The organism is Actinokineospora cianjurensis, assembly GCF_003663795.1.
In the GTDB taxonomy this organism is placed as follows: domain Bacteria; phylum Actinomycetota; class Actinomycetes; order Mycobacteriales; family Pseudonocardiaceae; genus Actinokineospora; species Actinokineospora terrae.
Genome location: NZ_RCDD01000004.1, coordinates 240,826 through 257,199 on the forward strand (window position 1 = coordinate 240,826; position 16,374 = coordinate 257,199).

Genomic DNA, 16,374 nt, shown 5'->3' on the forward strand with positions numbered 1-16,374 from the left:
CGTACCACCGGTACGTACCGTCGGTATGCCGTGCCGATGTCCTAGGGTTGTGAGCGTGCCGACAGCCCGCCCCCGCCGGGAGGACTACAGCGAGTCGACCAGGCAGGCCCTGGTCGACTCCGCGGTCGCGCTGTTCACCAAGCAGGGCTACGCCGCCACCAGCCTCGACGCCATCGCGCGCCGGGCCAGGGTCACCAAGGGCGCGCTCTACCACCACTTCAGCGGCAAGCAGGCCGTGTTCGAGGCCGCCTTCGGCGCCGTGGAGCGGGCCGTGCTGGCCAAGCTCGGCCAGGTCGTCGCGGGCCCGGGCACCCCGTGGGACCGGGCGGTCAGCGGGTTGCAGGCATACGTCCAGGTCTGCCTCGAACCGTCCTACCAGCGCATCGCCATCCACGAGGGCCCGGTGGTGATGGGCTGGGAGCGCTGGCGCGAGGCCGAGGAGCACTTCAGCTTCGGGTTGGTGAAGGGCGCCATCGAGGCGCTGGTCGACGCGGGCGAGATCGACGACCTGCCGGTCGAGGTCACCGCGCGGATCCTGTTCGGCGCGCTGCAGACCGGCGCGGCGATCATCGCGGGCGCCGACGACCCGAGGAAGGCCGGGGCCGACGTCTCCCGCACCATCATCCGGGTGCTGGAGGGCATGCGGGTCGCGGGCCACGACGGCACCGCGCCGACCGAGGGCACCCAGCCCGCGCCGCAGGCACTGCTGCGCGAACTCCGCGGCTGATCCACTCGCGCCCGCGCCGGTGCGCGGTATTACAGTTCGCCCGCTGAATCGCATCTTTCACTGGGGTGAACGAGATGTCCTTGTTGACCGAACCCGCGCCGGGAATGCCGGTTCTGGGTGATCCGATCACCGCTCGACTGCTTGAGCTGCGCCCTTTGTCGACCCGGGCTGTGCGATGGCTTTACCCGGTCCAGTTGGCGCTCATCGGTTGGGTCGTTTTCCACCTTTGGCACGGAATGCCGTTCCTGGCATTGATCTCCGGTTCGTTCTTCGCGATCTATCTCAAGTCCCTCTGGTACTGGCGCCGTGATTCCCGCGCGGCCCAGCCCATCGCCGCCCTCGTGCGGGACGCCACCTGGCGCCACGTCGGCGTCACCGTGCTCGGCGGGGTGGCCCACCTGAGCACCCTCGCGGTGCTGGTGGACGGGGAGACCGTCGTCCTGCGGGTTCCCTCGCTGCACGGGCCGCACCGGACGCAGTTGCGGCGCCAGCAGCAGGCGTGGCTGGTCGGCCCGGACGCGGGTGGTGTCGCGGCGGTGCGGATCGACGGCTCGCACGAGGCCCACCCGGCGACCAGGGTCCCCGCGCCGACCGGGCGGCGCGCGATCCCCAAGGCCGAGCAGGTCGACCCGACCCTGGCCTGGGCGCTGCACCTGCGCAGCCGCGCGAGGCGGCCGCTGACCCCGCTGGTGCTGGCGGCGGTGTTCGCCACCCCGGTGTTCACCAGGGGCACCGACCTGGGGTTGCCCGCGATCCTGGTCGTCTCCTGCCTGTTCAGCCTGACGCTGACCTGGTCGAACTTCACGGCGTGGCGCCTGTGGCCCGCGTGGCGGCTGCCCGGCCTGGTGCGCCGTGGCGGTTGGGTGAGCGCCCAGGTCGCCGTCGAGCCGTTGCCCCCGAGCGGCCAACCCCGCGGGGGTCTGACCGCGAGGCTGACCCTCCCCGGCGGGGCCACGGCCGTCGCCGTCATGCCCTTCGTGCTGTTCGACGTGGTGGGCACCTTCACCGAACTCGGGTGGCTGTCGGTGGCGGGCGAGGTGAGGCCGGGCCGTTGGGTGGCACTCGGCTACCCCGGCTACCCGGTGCTGGCCATCGCCAAGATCACCTCGGTCGACGGCACTCCCTGATGCCGCTGGTGATCGCCTAGAGTCGTCCTCGGTCGGGGATGGCTACCTGGGGGTCAGTCGTGTTGATCGAACCTGTCCTGGACAGACCTGTGCTGAGTGATCCGACCACGGACCTGTTGGTGCGCCTGCGGCCCGGCGCGACGCGGTCGCTGCTCCTGGTGTCGCTCGTCCAGGGCACGTTCCTCACCCTGCTCGCCGTGTCCGTCGCCGCGTTCGGCGACCCGCTGCTGGCCGCGGTGAGCGGGGTCGTGGCCCTGGTGGCCGTCTCGAACGCCTGGCAGGTGGGGAGGTTGGCGCGGCTGGGCAGGCTGAGCGCCGCGCTGCTGCCCGGCGCCCACTGGCGTCCCGTCGAGGTCACCGTGCTGCGGCACTCGATGTACGGCAGCGACCTCGGCGTCGTGGTCGACGGGGCCACGGTCCCGTTCCGCGTGGTCGGGTTGGTCGCCGCGCACCGGGTGGTGGTGCGGCGGACCGGCACGGCCTGGCTGGTCGACGGCGGTGCGGTCGCGGCGATCCGGGTGGAGGGCTCGCACGAGGCGTACCCCGCGACCCGACTGCCGAAGTCCCCGCGACAGCGCCCGGTGCCCAGGCTGGAGACCGGTGACCCGACCGCGATCTGGGCCCGGCTGCTCGCCGCGCGCGCCTGGCAGCCGGTGCTCCCGCTGGCGGTGGTGGTGCTGCTCTTCGTGTTCTTCGTCGGAGTGCTGGACTACGGCTGGGTGGCAGGTCTGGTGATGGTGTTCGTCATGACCTGCCTCGTCGGCGCGGTCTCGGCGCGGACCTGGTACCGGGTGGTCGACCGCCGCTTGCCCGGGCTCGTCGCGGTGGGTGGCTGGCTGCCCGTGGGTGCCTCGGTCACGCCGTGGTCGCCGCGGCGGGACTCGTCGGCGAAGACCACGGCCGCCCTGCGGTACGCCGATGGCACCACCGCCGAGGTCGCCCTGCCCAACGCGATGACCGACCTGCTCGGCGCCGTCCACGTCACCGGCGGCGCTTGGGTGGCTGGCCGGATCGAGCCCGGCCGCGTCGTCGCGGTCGGGTACCCGGGGTACCCGATGGTCGCCGTGGGTCGTGTCACCACGGTCGGCCACGTGCCGGTGGGAGGTGACGCGGCCGTGGGCAGCCTGGTCTCACCAGGTGACGTCTCGGGGGACCAGGCGTGAGCAGCGGGATGCGGCGGGCGCGACGTGACGGAACCGGTGCCGCCGACGATCACGCAGGTGTGCGCACCGACGTCGAACCGCCCATCGCCGCCCCGCCCGCCGGGGTGATCGCCGTCCGGGACCGGACGACGTCGGTCCTCGTGCGGGTGTGGGACCAGCAGTACCGCCCCGGGATCAGCCACCGGGCGATGTCCGGCTTCTTCCTGCTGGTCGTGGCGTTCTCCGCGCTCGTGCAGATCCTGGCGGGCGACCCGGACGGGTCACCCTCGCGGATCCACCTCGTGACCGTCGTGGCGTTCCTGCTCGGCTACCTGCTGCCGGGCTCGCACGTGTTCTGGCGCCCCCTCGCCCTGCGCCGGTTGGGCACCGAGCCGTGGCGGGCGGTGCCTGCCAGGGTGCTGCGTGCCGGTCGGCGGTCGGCGGTGGTCGAGGTGACCGACGACGGCGACCCGGTGCGGTTCACGGTGTGGATCGACCCCGCGCACCTGGCGATGGTGACCGACACCGTGTACCTGGTCCGCGGCAAGGGAGACCGCGCGGTGGTGCGGGTTCCCGGGTCGCGCGAGCCGTTCCCGGCCAAGGTGTCACGGCGACCGGTGACCCCCGTCGAGATCCCCGCCGTCCCGGTGACGCAGCGGTGGGCCGAGGAGTTGCGCGACCGGGTCCGCCGGGTCTACGCGCAGGCGGCCGTGGCGCTCGGTGTCGTGCTGATCATCGCCGAGATCACCACGCCGTCGCTCGTCACGGCGCTGATCTGGCTCGGGTTCACCCTGATCGTCGGGCTGGCCGTGGCCACCACGACGCGCCACCGCGCCCTGGACCTCCGGTTGCCCGCGCTGGTCGACTCCGCCGAGTGGCTGCCCGCCGAGGCCGACCTCGGCCCGTGGCTCGCCCAGCACGACGGCACCGTGCCCGCGACCGCGACCCTGACCTTCGACGACGGCACCGTCCGCGTGGTCGTCATGCCAGCCGCCTCGGTCGACCTGATCGGCGCCATCTCCGACAGCGCGGAGCTGTGGATCACCGGAATCGAGGGCCGGGTGGCGGTCGGCTTCCCCGGCTACCCGTTGCTCGCGGTAGGAGAGGTCGTCTCGGCATGATCGGTACCGGCACCCCACCCGTCGCCGCGCCGCGACCCGAGGTGGTCGCCGCCCAGGACCCGGTGACATCCACGCTGATGCGGGTGTGGCACCTGCGGTACCGGTTCGGCGCCACGCCCCGCACGTTCGCCCTCGCCACCGGAGCCTTCCTGCTGTTCGGCGCGCTCCAGGTCCTGCTCGCGGGCCCGACCGGCGCGACGTACGCGGTCTACTTCATCGTGTTCGCCCTCGGATTCCATGCCTGGTACTGGTTTCCCGGCTCAAGCCTGCGCTGGGCGCACACCGCGCTCGACCTGCTGCGCACCCAGCCGTGGCGGGTCGTGCCTACCCGCGTGCTGCGCGGCGGACGGTGGTCGGCGGTGGTCGAGGTGGTCGACCGGGTGCCGGTGGAGCTGTCGGTCTGGATCGACCCGGCGCACCTGGCGATGATCACCGACACCGCGTACCTGGTCCGGCACGGTGAGCAGGCGGTGCTGCGGGTTCCCGGGTCGCGGGCCATGTTCCTGGCCAGGGCGCGGGGACCGGTCGCGGCCGTCGAGGTGCCCGCGGTCCGGGTGACCGAGCGGTGGGCCGGGGTGCTGCGCGAGCGGATCCTGCTCCTGCCGGTCCAAGCCGCGCTGCTGGTCGGCGTGCTGCTGCTCGGCGTCTGGCTCACCGGCCCTCCAGCCCGCATGGTCGTGGCGATGGTGGGCTGCTACCTGCTCATCGCCGTGGTCGGGTTGGTCGCGGTGAGCCACCGCCTCGCCGATCTTCGGTTGCCCGCGCTGGTCGACTCGGCGCGGTGGACGCGGGCGGACGCTGCCCTTGGTCCGTGGAAGGCCCGGCGGGACGGCACTGCCGAGGCGAAGGTGTTCCTGCGCTTCGAGGACGGTGCCATGCGCGCGGTGGCCATGTCCGCCGCGTCCGTCGACCTGTTGGGCGCTGTCGCGGACAGTTCTGAACTGTGGCTCACGGGCACGGAAGGCCGGGTGGCGGTCGGGTTCCCGGGTTGGCCGTTGCTCGCTCTAGGGGAGGTCGTCCCAGCATGACCAGCACTCATGACTCGCCCGTCGCCGCGCCGCGGGAGGGAGTGGTCGCCGCACACGACCCGACGACGTCGATCCTGATGTGGGTGTGGCACCTGCGGTACCGGTCCGGAGCCAGCACCCGCGCGCTCACGGTCGTCTCCAGCATGCTCCTGCTGTTCGCCATCGCCATGTTCTTCTTGGCGGAGAGCACCAACACGCCGCTGCCGATCATTCTCCTCGTGAACAACGCCCTCATCCTGATCGGCTACTGGCTGCCGGGTTCGCACTACCGCTGGGTGCGCTCGACCCTCCAGCAGTTGACCACCCACCCGTGGCGGGCCGTGTCCACGCGGGTGCTGCGCGCCGGTCGGTGGTCGTCGGTGGTCGAGGTGGTCGACGACGGTGCGCCGGTCGTGTTCCGGGTGTGGATCGACCCCGCGCACCGGGCGATGATCACCGACACCGCGTACCTGATCCGCGAGCGGGGCAAGCGCGCGGTGCTGCGGGTACCGGGGTCGCGCGAGATGTTCCCGGCCCGGGTGCGGGAACCGATCTCGCCGGGCGAGGTGCCCGCGGTGTCGGTGACCGAGCGGTGGGCGGGCCTGGCACGTGACCGTCTCTTGTGGATGGCCGCTCAGCTGGTCCTCGTGTTCGGGGTGATCTCACTCGTCAGCGCGCTCATCTGGTTCTCGCCCTACGCGATCGCCTTGGCCGCGGGTGTCTTCGTTTGCGTGCTGGCGGTCGCTGCTTTCGTGATGCGCCAACGCCTCGCGGACTTCCGGCTACCCGCGCTGGTCGCCTCGGGGGAGTGGGTGCGCGCGGCGGCGGCGCTCGGCAACTGGACCGCGCGCCGGGACGGCACCGCCACCGCCGTCGCGACCCTGCGCCTCGACGACGGCACCGTGCGCGTGGTGACCATGCCCGCCGCCTCTGTCGACCTGCTGGGAGCCGTGGTGGACAGCGGCTCGCTGTGGGTCACCGGCACGGAAGGCACGGTGGCCGTGGGCTTCCCCGGCTACCCGCTCCTCGCGACCGGCACCATCGCCCGGCCATGAAAGCCGCCATTCACGACCCGATCACCGCGATCCTGGTCCGCGCGTGGGAACGGCGATACCGGACCGGAATGAGCTCCCGGGCATTCGGTGTCGCGGGCATCGCCTTCTGCTTGGTGTTCTGGGGACTTGCCGCGCTGGTGGACCACTTCGGACTGCCCGGGGGTTTGACCGCCCTCACGCCATTGCTGCTCGCCGTGCTGTGGGTTCCGTTGCCGGGCAGCAACTCCACGTGGGTGAACCACTGCCTTCCCCACCTCCACTCGCATCCGTGGCGGCAAACGCCCGCACGAGTACTGCGCGCTGGCCGCTGGTCGGCGGTGATCGAAGCGACCGGGGACGACCCGGCGGTGTACGAGGTGCGGATCGACCCAGCCCACCTGGCGATGATCACCGACTCGGTGGACCTGGTGCGCGGGCCGGGGAAGTGGGCGGTGCTACGGGTACCGGGGTCACGGGAACTGTTCCCGGCCAAGCTCTCCCGGTCGGTCGTGGGTGTTGCCGGGCGTGCGGTGGGGGTGGCAGAGCCTGAGGTGGGCGTGCTGGGGTCGGGCGCGGCAGAGCGGGTGTCGGGTGTCGCTGTGCGCGCGTCGGTGATGGGGGAGCCGGTGTCGGTGGCAGTGCCGGAGACGGGCGTGGCGGAGCCGGCGATGGGGATGACAGAGCTGGCGGCGGGGATGGCGCGGCCGGTGGCGGGGGCGACAGCGCGGGTGTCGGGCTCGACAGTGCCGGAGACGGGCGTGGCGGAGCCGGCGATGGGGGTGACAGGGCCGGTGGCGGGGGCGGTGCTGTCGGTGGCGGGCGCGGCCGAGCGGGTGTCGGGTGTGGCTGTGCCGGTGTCGGGGATGCGGGAGCCGGCGGCGGGGGCAGTGCCGGTGGTGGGCGTGGCGCGGCTGGTGGATGGGGTGACCGAGCGGTGGGCTAGGACCTTGCGTGATCGGATGCTCTTGGTGTTTGCGCAGCTCGTCCTGGTGTGGGGTGTGGTGTTGGTGGGTTTGTTCCTGGTCGCGGCGCACTATGTGGTTGTGATGTGGCTGGTCGTAGTGGTGATCAGCGGGCTGTCCACGGCGCTCGTTGTCGGCCATCGGGGGCGGGATCTGGTGCTGCCCCGGTTGGTCGGCTCGGGGGAGTGGGTGCGGGCGGACGCCGTGCTCGGTGTGTGGAAGGCGCGTCGGGACGGTACTGCTCGTGTCGCGGTGGTGCTGCGGTTCGCCGACGGGTCCAGCCGCGAGGCCGTGCTGCCTGCCGCGTCGGTGGACCTGGTGGGGGCTGTGGCCGACAGTTCGAGCCTGTGGATCGCGGGGACCGGCAGTCGGGCGGCGGTCGGGTTCCCTGGCCTGCCCCACGCCGCTTACGCACGGGTCGGCTAATACGGTAGAGCGGTTGTGCGTGGCTGGGGGTGGGATGGTCGTTCGTGTGGTGTCGGCCGTGCTCGTGTTGGCCAGTGTTGTGCTGTACGCCGTTCACGACCTGGGGCGCGGATTGGTGTACGGGGCCGCGGTGGCCACGTTCGCTCTTGGGCTCGCCTACCCGCGCCTGTCCGCGGTGCCGCGGTCGACCCTGGTGAGGGAGGTGCACGTCCGGGCGGCGATGGCGATGACCCCGGCGGTGGTCGTGGTGCTGGTGTGGCCCGCCGCCGCGGTGGTGACCTTCGCCAAGGCGCCGACCACGGCCGGGGTCGGGTTCCTGGTGGCCGTGTTCTGCCTGACCGGTTTCGGCCTTGCCCGCCTCGGCGGCCGCGTCGCCGAATGGCGCCTACCGCGACTGACCCGCCGCGGCCCCTGGCACCGGGTCCCCGCCACCCTCGACCCCCGGCCCACCGACTCCGGCGACCTCACCACCGCCACCGCCACCCTCACCCTCCCCGACGGCACCGCCCTCCACGCCACCCTCACCGCCGTCCCCACCCCCCTCGTCGACCACCTGAACAACACCGGCCACATCTGGCTCGCGGGCCCACCCGCCCCCCTCACCGCCCTCGGCTACCCCGACCACTCCCTGGTCGCCGTAGCCCGCCTCAAGTCGGGCACCCCAGCCCACACCTGACCTATACCCGGGTGCCTTCCCTGCGTTCGGCTTCCCTGACCACCCCTTGGCCGCCGTGGCCCGCCTCAAGTCCGGCGGCCCCAGCCCGTACCTGATCTACGCCCGGATGACGGCCCCCCGCAGCCTCGCCCCCTGCACGGCTTCCCTAACCGTTCCCCAGTCGCCGTAGCCCGCCACACATCGAGCACCCCAGCCCACACTCAACCCACGCCCGGGTGACGCCCCTCCGCGCCCCCGCCCTTTCCCCAGGTCGCACCCATCCACAACGCCCGACTTGTCCACAGCTTCCGCCACCTCGCCCGCCCCGCAACCGTGACCCGATAGAATGGAGCCGGGGCTGCCCCCCGGAGAGGGTGGGGGCTGGGGTGAGCGGGGAGGGCCTCCGGCAGGGCGCGGCGAGGGCCCCGGGCTGGGCTGCCCGGGGTAGTGGGTGCGGTGGATCAGGCCAGGGAGAAGGTGACGCCGGGGGCGGTGGGGCGGGGGATCCAGTGTTCGGCGACCGGGAGTGCGCCGTCGAGGGCGTCGGGGATCGCGGTGCGGGCCAGGGCCAGGACCTCGGCGACGGTGACCTGGCGGCCGAGTTCCTCGGTCAGGGAGGTCACGCCCGCGTCCTTGATGCCGCAGGGGACGATCGTGTCGAACGCCGAGAGGTCGGCGTCGCAGTTGATCTGGAAGCCGTGCAGGGTGACGCCGCGTTGGACGCGGATGCCGATGGCGCCGAGTTTGCGCTCCGGGCGGCCGTCGCCCGCGGGGAGCCAGACGCCGCTGCGGCCTTCGACGCGGCCGGTGGTGAGGCCGAGGTGGGCGCACATCGCGATCAGGGCCTCCTCGACGCGGCGCACGTAGTTCACCACGTCGACCGGGTCGGACAGCTTGATGATCGGGTAGCCGACCAACTGACCCGGGCCGTGCCAGGTGATCTTCCCGCCGCGGTCGACGTCGACGACCTCGGTGCCGTCGGTCGGGCGCTCCTCGGGCGTGGTGCGCTTGCCCGCCGTGTACACCGAGGGGTGCTCGAGCAGCAGCAGCGTGTCGACGCCGGTGCCGTCGGCGCGCGCGTCCACCAGGTCGCGCTGCAGTGCCCATGCCTCGTGGTAGTCGATGGTGCCGACTTCGCGCACCGAGACCGGGTGGGTGTCGGCGCGGCAGGAGAGGGTGCTCACGGCCCTAGCGTACGCGCGGGCAGCAGCCGGAGGGCGACCCCGGCAAGCAGTCCGACGGCCGTCACACCCACCGTCGCGCCCACCACGTCGGTCAGCCAGTGCACGTCGAGCAGGATCCGGCACAGCGCCGCCAGCGCCACCGCGACCGACGAGATCGCCACCACCAGCCGCAGCCGGTGCCGGGCAAGCCACGCGCACAGCACGACCGCGGTGAACCCCACCGACGCCACCGACACCACGTGCCCGCTGGGGAAGCTGAGGTCCGGGTAGTCCCGCGGCCGCGCCCGGTCGAACAGCGGCTTGACCAGCGACACCGCCCGGCACACCGCCAGCAGCAGCACGCACCGCAGCAGCAGCCCCATCAGCCGCGGTCTGCCCCGGTTCACCAGCGCCGCCACGACCAACCCGAGCGCCGCCACCGCGGGCAGCACCGGCCCGAGCACGAGGCTGCCCGCGTACGCGACCCGCCCGACCCCGCCCTGCCAGTCGGCGCCCAGGGTGTCGGCGACCGCCACGTCCAGCCCCGGTGTCGCGTCGGAGACGACCTTGCCCAGCACGAAGAACACGCCGAGCAGCAGGACGCCAGCCGTCGCGAGCCGCCTCACCGCGCCTCGGTGGCGGCCAGGGCGCGGTCGACGGTGTCGTAGCGGAAGGTGAACCCGTTGTCCCGCAACACCTTCGGCGCCACGAGTTGGCTGCGCAGGATCTCGTCGGCGAAGTCGCCGGTCGCCAGCCGCAGTGCCGCCTTGGGCACCGGGATGACCGCGGGCCGTGATTTGACCGCCCCGAAGGCCCGGGTGAACTCGGCGTTGGTGGCGGGCGCGGGCCCGACCAGGTTCACCGGCCCGGCGATGTCGTTGCGCAGGACGAACGCCAGCGCGTCCACCTCGTCGTCCACGTGGATCCACGGTAGGTACTGGGTGCCGTCACCCAGCCGCCCGCCGAGCCCGAGGGCGAACAGCGGCCGCAGGCGCCCCAGCAGCCCGCCGCGCCGCGACAGCACCTGACCGGACCGCGCCAGCACCACCCGGGCACCGGCCGCGGCCTCCGTCGCCGCTTCCCACCGCACGCACAACTCGGCCAGGAACCCCGACCCCGCGGGCGTGCTCTCGTCAGCCGGGCCATCCGTGTCGCCGTAGAAGCCGACCGCGGACCCGTTCACCAGCACCGGGATCCCGTGCTCGGCGACCGCGGCGGCCAGCACCTCGGTCGGCTCGACCCGCGAGTCCAGCAGCACCTGCTTGCGCGCGTGGCTCCACCGCCGGTCGCCGATCCCGGCGCCGCACAGGTTCACCACGGCGTCCACCCCGGACAGCGCGTCCGCCGCGATCACGCCCGCGGGCGGGTCCCAGGTGCGCTCGTCCGGTGCCTGCGCCGGGCGCCGCACCAGCCGCAGCACCTCTTCGCCGTCCGCGCGCAACCTGGCCACGAGAGCGGTGCCGATGAGACCGGACGACCCGGCGACGAGTACGCGCATGTCCTGATCGTCCCAACCAGCCGGGCACCCCGCACGTTCGGGTCGATCACCCCCGGACGCGACGAGGGCCGCCCCCCACCGGGAGACGGCCCTCGCGCTCAGGTCCGACTACAGCCCGAGGTCGCCCTCGAACGCGCCCTCTTCCAGGCGGTTCTTCACCGCGGTGAGGAACCGGCCCGCGTCGGCGCCGTCGACGAGGCGGTGGTCGTAGGTCAGCGCCAGGTACACCATGGACCGGATCGCGATGGTGTCGTCGCCGACGGAGTCGGTCACCACGACCGGCCGCTTCACGACCAAGCCGACACCCAGGATCGCCACCTGCGGCAGCTGGATGATCGGGGTGTCGAACAGCGCGCCCTGGCTGCCCAGGTTGGTCAGGTTGAACGTCGCGCCGAACAGCTCGTCCGGGGTGACCTTGTTCGCCCTGGTGCGCGCCGCGAGGTCGGCGATCTTGTGCGAGAGGCCGCTGATGCTCAGGTCACCCGCGTCGCGGATGGCCGGGGTGAGCAGGCCGCGCTCGGTGTCCACCGCGATGCCCAGGTGCTCGGCGCCGTGGTAGGTGACCTCGTTGGTCTCGTCGTTGATCGAGGCGTTGAGCTTCGGGTGCTGCTTGAGCGCCTCGACCGCCGCCTTGGCGAAGAACGGCAGGAAGGTCAGCTTGACGCCCTCGCGCTGCTCGAACGCGGTCTTCGACTTGGCCCGCAGCTTGGCGATGCGGGTCACGTCGACCTCGATCACCTGGGTGAGCTGGGCCGCGGTCTGCAGCGACTCGACCATGCGCCGCGACACCGTCTGGCGCAGGCGGGTCAGCTTCTGCGTGGTGCCGCGCAGCGAGGCGTCCGAAGTGGACGCGGACGGCGCCGACGAGGACGCCGCGGCGGGCGCCGGGGTGCTGGGCGCCGCGCTCTGCTGCGGGGCCGGGGCCTTCTTGGCCTCGGCGGCGGCGAGCACGTCCTGCTTGCGGATGCGGCCACCGACCCCGGTGCCGGACAGCCCGGACAGGTCGACGCCGTGCTCGGCGGCGAGCTTGCGCACCAGCGGGGTCACGTACGGGGAGCCGCCGCCGTTGCTCGACGGCTCCGCCTTGGCGACCGGCGCGGGCTCGGCCTTGGGCGCCGCCTGCTGGGGGGCTTCCTGCTTGACCTCGGGCTTCGGCTCCGCCTTCGGAGCCTCCTGCTTCGGGGCTTCCTGCTGGGGAGCTTCCTGCTCCGGCTCCGGTGCCCGCTCCGCCGCGGGGGCGCTGCCTGCCTCGCCGATCACCGCGAGCTTGCCGCCGACCTCGACCGTGGCGTCCTCACCGGCGCTGATCTCCAGCAGGGTGCCCGCGACCGGCGACGGGATCTCGGTGTCGACCTTGTCGGTGGACACCTCGACCAGCGGCTCGTCGACCTCGACGCTGTCGCCGACCTGCTTGAGCCAGCGGGTGACGGTGCCCTCGGTGACGCTCTCGCCGAGCGCGGGCATGGTCACGTCGGTGCCCTTGCCGTTGCCGCCCTTGGGGGCGTCGGCGGAGGGCTCCGGCTTGGGCGCCTCGGCCCGCGCGGGCTCCGGCTGCGCCTCGGGCTCGGGGGCCTGCTCGGCACCGGCGTCGGAATCAGAGTCGGAGCGTGCACCCGAGTCGGCGTCCGAGCCGTCGCCGATGATGGCCAGCTGCGCGCCGACCGCCACCGTCTCGTCCTCGGCGGCGACGATCTTCTGCAGCACGCCTGCGGCGGGCGAGGGGATCTCGGTGTCGACCTTGTCGGTGGAGACCTCGACCAGCGGCTCGTCGAGCTCGACGGTGTCGCCCTCCTGCTTGAGCCAGCGGGTGACGGTGCCCTCGGTGACGCTCTCACCGAGGGCGGGCATCTCAACGGAGAACGCCATGGTTGTTCAGACTCCTCGTGCTTGCTGCTTGGCTGATGGGCGGGTTGGGGCTGAACCGACCATGGTCAGCCGTGCACGTGCAGGGGTTTGCCCGCGAGGGCGAGGAACGCCTCGCCGAGGGACTCGTTCTGGGTGGGGTGGGCGTGCACCAGCGGGGCGACGTCCTCGGGGGTGGCCTCCCAGCTGTAGATCAGCTGCGCCTCGCCGATCAGCTCGCCGACCCGCTCGCCGACCAGGGTGATGCCCACCACCGGGCCGTCGGGGGACTTGACCAGCTTCACGCCGCCGCTGGTCTTGAGGATCTGGCTCTTGCCGTTGCCGGAGAGCGCGTAGACCAGCGTCTCCACCGAGCCGTACTTCTCCTTGGCCTGCGCCTCGGTCAGGCCGACGGAGGCGACCTCCGGGTTGCAGTAGGTGACCCGGGGGATGCCTGCCTCGTCGATCACCTTCGGGTTCTGGCCCGCGATGTCCTCGGCGATGAAGATGCCCTGCTGGAAGCCGCGGTGCGCCAGCTGCAGGCCGGGCACCAGGTCGCCGACGGCGTAGACGCCGGGCAGGTTGGTGCGCAGCCGCTCGTCGGTGAGCACGAAGCCGCGGTCGAGCTTGAGCCCGGCCTCCTCGTAGCCGTGCCCGGCGCTGTTGGGGCCGCGGCCGACCGCGACCAGCAGCAGGTCGGCCTCCAGGCTCTCGCCGGACTCCAGGCTGACCACGACGCCGGTGTCGTCCTGGGTGGCGCCGGTGAAGCGGACCCCGGTCTTGAACTTGATCCCGCGCTTGCGGAAGGCGCGCTCGAGCTGCTTGGCGGCCCACTCGTCCTCGGCCGGGACCAGTCGGGGCAGCGCCTCGACGATGGTCACCTCGGCGCCGAAGGAGCGCCACACGCTGGCGAACTCGACGCCGATGACGCCGCCGCCGAGCACGACGACCTTGCTCGGCACGTAGTCGAGGTTGAGCGCCTGGTCGCTGGTGATGATCCGGCCGCCGATCTCCAGGCCGGGCAGCGAGCGCGCGTACGAGCCGGTGGCGAGCACGACGTGCTTGCCGGTGTAGCGGGTGCCGTCCACCTCGACGGTGTTCGGGCCGACGAAGCTGCCGGTGCCCTCGACGACGGTCACCTTATTCGCTTTAAAGAGGCCCTGGAGCCCCTTGTAGAGCCCGGAGACGACACCGTCCTTGTAGGAGTTGACGCCCTGGATGTCGATTCCCTCGAGGGAGGATTTCACCCCGAACCGGTCGCCCTCGCGCGCGTTGTCGGCGACCTCGGCGGCGTGCAGCAGCGCCTTGGTCGGGATGCAGCCGCGGTGCAGGCAGGTGCCCCCGACCTTGTCTTTCTCCACCAGGATGACCGAGAGTCCGAGCTCTGCGGCGCGGAAGGCGCAGGCATAGCCACCGGACCCGCCACCCAGGATCACAAGGTCAGCGGAGGTGTCAGTCACGGGATCTCCTCGACGAACGACAGCGACGGTGGTGCCGGTGCGTGGCGTGGTCGCGGACCCCGCCAGCCACCACAAGACATCTTGTCACTACGCGGGCCACGCCTGCGAGGTGGCCGGGGTGTCCCAGACCCCTGTTCGGGTTACTCCCCGGTACCCCGATCGGGGTCGGGGACAATGGTGGTAGCGGAGACGGATAGCGGAGGTGGCACAAGTGGGTCTGTTCGACTCGCTGCGCAGGAAGCAGAAGCCGGGCGTGCTGCGCTCGGCGACCAAGCAGGACACCGCTCACCTGGACGAGTGGGCGGGCAGCAGGCACGGCGTGGAGGCGTACGTCGAGCCCCGCACGAACGTGACGGACACGACTGTGGTGCTCGTCGCGCACGACGGCGAGTGGACCAGGCGGCGGATCCCGGACTTCGACGCGGCACTCGACTTCGGCAAGAAGCGCGGCATCCCGGTCTACGAGGTCGCCAGGGTCGGTTACCCGCAGCGGATGCGCGACTACATGGCGCGGCAGAAGCGGCAGGGCAAGGGCTGAGGGGCGGGTGCGCGACCGCACCCGCCCCCCGCTCAGCCCTGTGTTCAGCCGTTGTCGACTCAGCCGTTCTCGGCGATGTCGGCCAGCACGGCCGCGATGGTGCGCACCGGCACGCCCGTGCCGCCCTTGTGGGTGTACCCGTACGGGCCGCCGACGTTGTACGACGGGCCCGCGATGTCGATGTGCGCCCACGGCAGGCCCGCCGGGACGAACTCGCGCAGGAAGATGCCCGCCGCGAGCATGCCGCCCCAGCGGTGCCCGGTGACGTTGGCCAGGTCGGCCAGCCGCGAGTCCAGGTCCGCCCGCAGCTCCTCCGGCAGCGGCATCGCCCAGCCGCCCTCGCCGGTGGCGCGCGCGATCTCGGCGACCCGGTCGCGGAACTCGTCGGAGCCCATCACGCCCGCGGTGCGGTTGCCCAGCGCGATCGGCTGCGCGCCGGTCAGCGTGGAGGTCTCGATCAGGTAGTCCGGGGCGTCCTCGGCGGCGCGCACGATGGCGTCGGACAGGATCAGCCTGCCCTCGGCGTCGGTGTTGAGCACCTCGACGGTCTTGCCGCCGTACATGGTCAGCACGTCGCCGGGGCGGTAGGCGTCGCCGGAGGGCATGTTCTCCGCCATCGGCACCGTCGCGGTGACGTGCAGCGGGTACTTGAGCTTCGCGGCCAGCACGACCGCGGCGATCACCGCCGCCGCGCCGCCCATGTCGGAGCTCATGACCTCCATGTTGGGCGCGGGCTTGATCGAGATGCCGCCGGTGTCGAAGGTGATGCCCTTGCCGACCAGGGCGACCCGCTTGCGCGCCTTGGCGCCCTTGTAGGTGATGCGCACCAGCCGCGGCTGGCGGGCCGAGCCGCCGCCGACGCCGAGGATGCCGCCGAAGCCCGCCTTGCGCAGCGCCTTCTCGTCGAGCACCTCGACCTCGAGGCCGGCCTCCTTGGCCAGCGCGGTGGCGCGCTCGGCGAACGAGGCCGGGTACAGGTCGTTGGGCGGGGTGTTGACCAGGTCGCGGGCGGTGGTGACGGCCTCGGCGATCGCGGTCGCCGCCTTGAGGGTGGCCCGGTGCTCCTTGGTGCTGCCCTCGGCGGGTGCGGCGAGGTCGACCTTCGCCAGTTCCGCGCCCGCGGCGTCGGACTTGTAGGTGGAGAAGGCGTAGGCGCCCAGGACGGTGCCCTCGACGGCGGCCTGAAGGTCCACAGTGGACAGGGTGTTGACCACGTGCTTGCTGGAACCGAGCGCGCGGGCGGCGGCACCGGAGGCGCGGCGCACCTGCTCGGGGGTGATCGACCCGTCCTCGGCCTGCTTGCCCAGGCCCGCGGCGACGACCAGGCGCGCCTTGAGCTTGCCCAGGGTCGGGACCTTCACGACCTCGTCCGCCTTGCCGGTGGCGCCAAGCGCGGCAAGCACCTCGGCCAGGTTTCCCTCGAACGCCTCGTCCACCGCCTCGGCGCCCGCGGCGAGCGCGGCACCGGAGCCGTTCTGGACGGTGCCGACGACGATCGCGTCGACGGGGGCCTGCGCTACCGGTGTGGTGGCCAGGGCCAGCTTGGGGGCGGTCACAGGTGTGCTCCTCGGATGTCGCTCTGGTGGACCGGGCCGGAGTCCTCGTGGGACTGTCACGGACCCTGGTCCGGGGGGTCCTACGGCCAGGTAATGACGCATGCTAACGAGTTGGT

At 72.4% G+C, this 16,374-nt stretch carries 15 protein-coding genes; 9 read left to right on the forward strand and 6 right to left on the reverse strand.

Annotated elements, in window-relative coordinates:
* Positions 1 to 25 precede the first annotated feature (25 nt).
* The 8 genes from CLV68_RS23790 to CLV68_RS34195 all read left to right on the forward strand — a co-directional run bounded on the left by CLV68_RS23790 (position 26) and on the right by CLV68_RS34195 (position 8,222).
* Positions 26 to 727: a TetR/AcrR family transcriptional regulator gene (locus CLV68_RS23790; protein ID WP_121393384.1), complete on the forward strand. Its 702-nt coding sequence runs from the start codon at positions 26 to 28 to the stop codon at positions 725 to 727.
* Between the two features lie 236 nt (positions 728 to 963).
* Positions 964 to 1,854 carry a hypothetical protein gene (locus CLV68_RS23795; RefSeq protein ID WP_121393125.1) on the forward strand — a complete coding sequence of 297 codons (891 nt, stop codon included), beginning with the start codon at positions 964 to 966 and terminating at the stop codon, positions 1,852 to 1,854.
* Positions 1,855 to 1,943: 89 nt separating this feature from the next.
* On the forward strand, positions 1,944 to 3,017 hold the full coding sequence (locus CLV68_RS23800) for a hypothetical protein (protein ID WP_147460141.1): 1,074 nt from the start codon (positions 1,944 to 1,946) through the stop codon (positions 3,015 to 3,017).
* Positions 3,014 to 4,117, forward strand: coding sequence for a hypothetical protein (locus CLV68_RS23805; protein WP_170224551.1), 1,104 nt, complete (start codon positions 3,014 to 3,016; stop codon positions 4,115 to 4,117). The genes CLV68_RS23800 and CLV68_RS23805 overlap by 4 nt, the downstream gene beginning before the upstream one ends.
* Positions 4,114 to 5,145, forward strand: a complete 1,032-nt coding sequence (locus tag CLV68_RS23810; protein WP_121393128.1) for a hypothetical protein — start codon at positions 4,114 to 4,116, stop codon at positions 5,143 to 5,145. Before CLV68_RS23805 ends, CLV68_RS23810 begins: the two co-directional genes overlap by 4 nt.
* Entirely contained in the window at positions 5,142 to 6,179 is a 1,038-nt protein-coding gene (locus CLV68_RS23815; RefSeq protein ID WP_147460142.1) for a hypothetical protein, read from the forward strand. The genes CLV68_RS23810 and CLV68_RS23815 overlap by 4 nt, the downstream gene beginning before the upstream one ends.
* Positions 6,176 to 7,546 (forward strand): hypothetical protein, encoded by a 1,371-nt coding sequence (locus tag CLV68_RS23820; RefSeq protein ID WP_121393130.1) that lies wholly within the window; start codon positions 6,176 to 6,178, stop codon positions 7,544 to 7,546. Before CLV68_RS23815 ends, CLV68_RS23820 begins: the two co-directional genes overlap by 4 nt.
* Positions 7,547 to 7,580: 34 nt before the next feature.
* Positions 7,581 to 8,222, forward strand: a complete 642-nt coding sequence (locus tag CLV68_RS34195; RefSeq protein ID WP_170224552.1) for a hypothetical protein — start codon at positions 7,581 to 7,583, stop codon at positions 8,220 to 8,222.
* Between the two features lie 440 nt (positions 8,223 to 8,662).
* Here the strand turns inward: CLV68_RS34195 and lipB are convergent, their stop codons facing one another.
* The 5 genes from lipB to lpdA form a co-directional block, all read right to left on the reverse strand.
* Complete coding sequence (lipB, locus tag CLV68_RS23830) at positions 8,663 to 9,385, reverse strand: lipoyl(octanoyl) transferase LipB (RefSeq protein WP_121393131.1); 723 nt, start codon at positions 9,383 to 9,385, stop codon at positions 8,663 to 8,665.
* Positions 9,382 to 9,990: a phosphatase PAP2 family protein gene (locus tag CLV68_RS23835; protein ID WP_121393132.1), complete on the reverse strand. Its 609-nt coding sequence runs from the start codon at positions 9,988 to 9,990 to the stop codon at positions 9,382 to 9,384. Before CLV68_RS23835 ends, lipB begins: the two co-directional genes overlap by 4 nt.
* Positions 9,987 to 10,862 carry a TIGR01777 family oxidoreductase gene (locus CLV68_RS23840; RefSeq protein ID WP_121393133.1) on the reverse strand — a complete coding sequence of 292 codons (876 nt, stop codon included), beginning with the start codon at positions 10,860 to 10,862 and terminating at the stop codon, positions 9,987 to 9,989. Before CLV68_RS23840 ends, CLV68_RS23835 begins: the two co-directional genes overlap by 4 nt.
* 108 nt (positions 10,863 to 10,970) lie before the next feature.
* Complete coding sequence (gene sucB, locus CLV68_RS23845; protein ID WP_121393134.1) at positions 10,971 to 12,728, reverse strand: 2-oxoglutarate dehydrogenase, E2 component, dihydrolipoamide succinyltransferase; 1,758 nt, start codon at positions 12,726 to 12,728, stop codon at positions 10,971 to 10,973.
* Between the two features lie 65 nt (positions 12,729 to 12,793).
* Positions 12,794 to 14,164, reverse strand: coding sequence for a dihydrolipoyl dehydrogenase (gene lpdA, locus CLV68_RS23850; protein ID WP_121393135.1), 1,371 nt, complete (start codon positions 14,162 to 14,164; stop codon positions 12,794 to 12,796).
* 202 nt (positions 14,165 to 14,366) lie between these two features.
* Here lpdA and CLV68_RS23855 point away from each other — a divergent pair, with 202 nt between their 5' ends.
* Positions 14,367 to 14,702 (forward strand): oxidoreductase, encoded by a 336-nt coding sequence (locus tag CLV68_RS23855; RefSeq protein WP_092776849.1) that lies wholly within the window; start codon positions 14,367 to 14,369, stop codon positions 14,700 to 14,702.
* A 59-nt stretch (positions 14,703 to 14,761) separates the two neighbouring features.
* Here the strand turns inward: CLV68_RS23855 and CLV68_RS23860 are convergent, their stop codons facing one another.
* Positions 14,762 to 16,258 carry a leucyl aminopeptidase gene (locus CLV68_RS23860; RefSeq protein WP_121393137.1) on the reverse strand — a complete coding sequence of 499 codons (1,497 nt, stop codon included), beginning with the start codon at positions 16,256 to 16,258 and terminating at the stop codon, positions 14,762 to 14,764.
* Positions 16,259 to 16,374 lie beyond the last annotated feature (116 nt).

Bases quoted from the DNA above. Each gene is read 5' to 3' on its own strand.
- CLV68_RS23790 (WP_121393384.1), top strand. From the start codon at position 26: ATGCCGTGCCGATGTCCTAGGGTTGTGAGCGTGCCGACAGCCCGCCCC.
- CLV68_RS23795 (WP_121393125.1), top strand. From the start codon at position 964: ATGCCGTTCCTGGCATTGATCTCCGGTTCGTTCTTCGCGATCTATCTC.
- CLV68_RS23810 (WP_121393128.1), top strand. From the start codon at position 4,114: ATGATCGGTACCGGCACCCCACCCGTCGCCGCGCCGCGACCCGAGGTG.
- CLV68_RS23815 (WP_147460142.1), top strand. From the start codon at position 5,142: ATGACCAGCACTCATGACTCGCCCGTCGCCGCGCCGCGGGAGGGAGTG.
- CLV68_RS23820 (WP_121393130.1), top strand. From the start codon at position 6,176: ATGAAAGCCGCCATTCACGACCCGATCACCGCGATCCTGGTCCGCGCG.
- CLV68_RS34195 (WP_170224552.1), top strand. From the start codon at position 7,581: ATGGTCGTTCGTGTGGTGTCGGCCGTGCTCGTGTTGGCCAGTGTTGTG.
- CLV68_RS23840 (WP_121393133.1), bottom strand. From the start codon at position 10,862: ATGCGCGTACTCGTCGCCGGGTCGTCCGGTCTCATCGGCACCGCTCTC.
- sucB (WP_121393134.1), bottom strand. From the start codon at position 12,728: ATGGCGTTCTCCGTTGAGATGCCCGCCCTCGGTGAGAGCGTCACCGAG.